At 70.9% G+C, this 4,973-nt stretch carries 1 protein-coding gene; it reads left to right on the top strand.

Annotated elements, in window-relative coordinates:
* The coding region (locus ACZ5VQ_RS49250) for a type I polyketide synthase (RefSeq protein ID WP_469110751.1) at window positions 1-4,973 on the top strand (4,973 nt) is incomplete at both ends.

Here is a 4,973-nt window from a genome sequence, read left to right as displayed (position 1 = left end):
GTGTTCGCCGAGGTGGTGTTGCCGGAGGAGGCTCGCCGGGATGCCGGGGGGTACGGGATCCATCCGGCGTTGTTCGACGCGGCGGTCCACGCCGACTTCCTCGACGCGAACGGCGGCGTGAGCGGGGACACCATGCTCCCCTTCTCGTGGAAGGGAGTCTCTCTGCATGCCGCGGGCGCGGACGCGGTCCGCCTCCGTATGCGTCGCGACGGCGCACTGACCTCTATGTGGATGGCCGATGTGGACGGCCGCCCCGTGGCCACGGTCGAGTCCCTCGCGACCCGTCCCGTGTCACCCCAGCAGCTGGCGCCGTCCGACACCGCCCCGCCCGCCGGTCTCCTCCACATCGCCTGGGACCCGATCACCGTTCCCGGAACCCCGGACGTGTCCGTACGAGAAGCCGCTGATCCCGCGTCGTTGACGAGGCTGGAGACGGTGCCGGACCTGGTCCTCCATCGCGTGCCGTCCGCCCCGGCCGACCTGTCGGCAACGGCCGGGGACGAGACCGTACCGGCCGCGGCGCGGGCCACGGCGGCCCACACACTGGAGATGGTCCAGGCATGGCTGGCCGACGGTCGATTCACCGACTCCAGGCTCGCGATCGTCACGCGGGACGCCGTCGCCGTACGACCGTCCGACATCCCCGATCTGACACAGGCACCCGTCTGGGGGCTCGTCCGGGCCGCGGAGGCGGAGAATCCCGGCCGGTTCGTCCTGGTCGACACCGACGGTTCGACGGACCCCCTCCCCATCCTCGCCTCCACGCGAGAACCCGAACTGGCGGGGCGCGACGGTACGTTCCTCATCCCCCGGCTCCGTCAGGCGCCGGTGGGACCCGAGGAGCCGACGACGTCCTGGGACGCCGACGGCACGGTGCTCGTCACCGGCGGCACCAGCGGGCTCGGCGCTCTGGTGGCACGCCACCTGGTCGCCGAGCACGGTGTACGCCATCTGCTGCTCACCAGCCGCCGGGGCCCCGCCGCGCCAGGAGCTGCCGCACTGCGGGAAGACCTTGCGGCACTGGGCGCGCAGGTGACGGTCGCCGCATGCGACGTCACCGACCGCTCCGCCCTGGCGGCGCTGCTCGCCGCCGTCCCGGCCGAGCACCCCTTGCGAGGTGTCGTCCACGCGGCAGCCGTCGCGGACAACGGCACGGTCGGATCGCTCACCGCGGACCGGTTCGACAGAGTGCTCCGCCCCAAGGCGGACGCCGCCTGGCATCTGCACGAGCTGACCCGCGACGCGGACCTGACCGCGTTCGTCCTCTTCTCCTCGGCGGGCGGCCTTGTCCTCGCGGCGGGCCAGGCCAACTACGCGGCGGCCAATGTCTTCCTGGACGCCCTTGCCCACCGCCGCCGGACCGCCGGACTGCCCGCGATCTCCGTTTCCTTCGGCATGTGGGCGGTCGACACCGACCTGGGCGGCCCTCTCACCGAGGCCGATCTGGAAAGGATGCGACGACTCGGAACGCCCGCGATCGAGGCGGAGGAAGGGCTCGAGCTCTTTGACGCGGCCGTGCGCAGCGGCATGACCCACCTCGTGCCGCTCCGGACCGACCGTTCCGCCCTGCGCGCCCGCGGAGATGACCTGCCGGCGCTTCTTCGAGGACTCGCGGGCCGATCCGCCCGCCGCTCCGTCCGGGCATCGGAAGAGACGGACACGGACGGCTCGGCCCTGGCGGAACGCCTCGCCGGCCGCCCCCGGGCCGAGCAGGACCATGCCCTTGTCGAACTCGTACGGACCCATGTCGCAGCCGTCCTCGGGCACTCCGGTGTCGAAGCGGTGGGCCCGGAACGGGCCTTCAAGGAACTCGGCGTCGACTCACTGGCCGCCATCGAGTTCCGCAACGCGCTGGGCGCCGCTGCCGGCCTGCGACTGTCGGCGACGCTCGTGTTCGACCACCCCAACGCCCGCGCGGTCGCCGATTTCCTCCGGACGAAGCTCGACCTGGGCGAGGACGCCGGCTCCACGCGGCGGGAGCCGGTGACCGCGGCCACGCCACGGACGGCAGACGTGAGCGACGAACCCATCGCCATCGTCGGTATCAGCTGCCGCTTCCCCGGCGGCGTCCGCTCCTCGGAGGACCTGTGGCGGCTGGTCGCCGAGGGCCGGGACGTGATCGGAGACTTTCCCACCGACCGCGGCTGGGACCTGGCCTCCCTCTACGACCCCGAGCCGGGCACTCCCGGCAAGACGTACACACGCAACGGCGGATTCCTCTACGACGCCGGAGAGTTCGACCCGGAGTTCTTCGGCATCATGCCGCGCGAGGCCCTCGCCATGGACCCTCAGCAGCGACTGCTGCTCCAGAGCTCATGGGAAGCCGTCGAACGGGCCGGCATCGATCCGTCCACCCTGCGGGGCAGCCGCACGGGCGTGTACGTCGGCATCATGTACCACGACTACGGCACCCGGTACGGCGAGATCCCCGACGATCTCTCGGCCTATCTCAACAACGGCAGCGCGGGCAGCATCGCCTCCGGCCGCGTCGCCTACAGCCTGGGTCTCGAAGGCCCCGCCGTCACCGTCGACACGGCGTGCTCGTCGTCGCTGGTCGCGCTGCACATGGCATGTCAGGCCGTGCGGCAGGGCGAGGTCACGCTGGCACTCGCGGGCGGTGTCACCGTGATGGCCACGACGCAGACCTTCGTCGACTTCAGCCGGCAGCGCGGTCTCGCGCCGGACGGCCGGTGCAAGGCCTTCTCCGGTTCCGCCGACGGCACGGGATGGTCGGAGGGAATCGGACTGCTCCTCGTGGAGCGGCTGTCGGACGCGCGGCGAAACGGCCATCCGGTGCTCGCCGTCGTCCGGGGCTCGGCCATCAACCAGGACGGCGCCTCCAACGGTTTGACGGCACCGAACGGGCCGTCCCAACAGCGCGTCATCGAGCAGGCGCTGAACGCCTCAGGGCTGAGCGCCTCGGACATCGACCTCGTGGAGGGCCACGGAACGGGCACCCGTCTTGGCGATCCGATCGAGGGCCAGGCGCTGATTGCCACGTACGGCCAGGGACGGGACGACGACCGGCCGGTCCGGCTGGGGTCCATCAAGTCGAACATCGGCCACGCACAGGCCGCGTCCGGCATCAGTGGGGTCATCAAGGTGGTCGAGGCGATGCGGCACGGGGTACTGCCGAAGACCTTGCATGTGGATGAGCCGTCACCGCAGGTGGACTGGTCGGCGGGCCGGGTGGAGCTTCTGACGGAGGCTCGCGACTGGCCCGAGACGGGCCGCCCTCGCCGGGCCGCCGTGTCCTCCTTCGGCCTCAGCGGTACCAACGCACACATGATCATCGAGGAGGCCCCCGAGGCACCGCCGCAGGCGACCGGGACGGTACCGCCGACGGAAGCACGCCCCTTGGTGCCGCTGGTCCTGTCGGCACGTCAGGCACAGAGTCTGCCGGAGCAGGCGACGCGGCTCAGGGCGCTGCTGACGAACGACCCCGATCTGCGGCTGCTGGACGCCGGATTCTCACTGGCGACGTCACGTGCCGTGCTCGACCACCGGGCCGTCGTCCTGGCAGCGGACCGTGAGGCAGCCCTGCGCGGCCTGACCGCGCTGGCCGAGGGCACGGAGAGCCCGGAAGCCATCACCGGAACCGAACGCTCGGAGGGACTGGGCGCGTTCTTGTTCTCTGGTCAGGGGTCTCAGCGGGTGGGGATGGGGCGGGAGTTGTGTGCTGCGTTCCCGGTGTTCGCGGGGGCTTTTGATGCGGTGCTGACCGAGCTGGGGCCGGAGGTGGGTTCTGGTTTGCGGGATGTGGTGTGGGGCGCCGATCAGGAGGTGTTGGATCGGACGGGGTGGGCGCAGCCTGCGTTGTTTGCGTTCGAGGTGGCGTTGTATCGCCTGTTGGAGTCGTGGGGTGTGCGGCCGGATTTTGTGGCTGGGCATTCGGTGGGTGAGATAGCTGCCGCGCATGTGGCAGGGGTGTTGTCGCTTTCGGACGCTGTGCAACTGGTGGTGGCGCGGGGCCGGTTGATGGAGGCGTTGCCGGCGGGCGGGGTGATGGTGGCCGTGCAGGTGTCGGAGGCGGAGGTGCTGCCGTATCTGACGCCGGGTGTCAGCATCGCGGCGGTCAACGGCCCGTCCTCGGTGGTCCTGTCGGGCCGTGAGTCGGAGGTCCTGGCTGTCGCGGAGGACTTTGCGGGGCGTGGGGCTCGTATACGTCGGTTGCGGGTGTCGCATGCGTTTCATTCGGTGCTGATGGAGCCGATGCTCGCGGAGTTCGGTGCGGTCGCGGAGCAACTCACGTACGCCGAGCCGTCGATTCCGGTCGTCTCGAATGTCACCGGGACGGTGACTGCGGAGGTGGCGTCGGCCGAGTACTGGGTGCGGCACGTTCGCGAGGCCGTCCGTTTCGCGGACGGCGTTGCGCATCTGCGGGAGCAGGGTGTGACGCGGTTCGTGGAGATCGGCCCCGACGGCACCCTGACCGCGATGGCGCAAGCCTGTGCAGACGGCGTGCTCGCCCTGCCGACACAGCGCAGGAACCGCGGGGAGAGCGAGGCCCTGGCCACGGCGCTCTCCCGGCTGCACCTCGCAGGAGCCGACATCGAGTGGGAGGCGTACTACGCCGGTACCGGCGCCCGCCGGATCGACCTGCCCACCTACGCCTTCGAGAAGCGTCACTTCTGGCTCGACGCCGCGATCGCGCCGCCGGCCCGGTCCGCTGCCGCGGACCACGGTCAGACGGACGCGGCGCATCCGCTGCTCAGCGCCGCCGTCGTTCTCCCCGACGGAGCGGGCGCCGTGCTGACGGGCCGTCTGTCCACCACGACGCACCCGTGGTTGGCGGATCATGCGGTGTTGGGGCGGGTGTTGTTGCCGGGGACGGGGTTTGTGGAGTTGGTGGTGCGGGCGGGGGATGAGGTGGGTTGCGGGCGGTTGGAGGAGTTGACGTTGGAGGTGCCGTTGGTGCTTCCGGTGGGTGGTGGTGTTGCGGTTCAGGTGGTGGTGGGTGGTGCGGATGGGTC

Source organism: Streptomyces sp. NPDC033178 (assembly GCF_055577685.1).
This window is presented reverse-complemented; position numbering and strand designations above follow the sequence as displayed.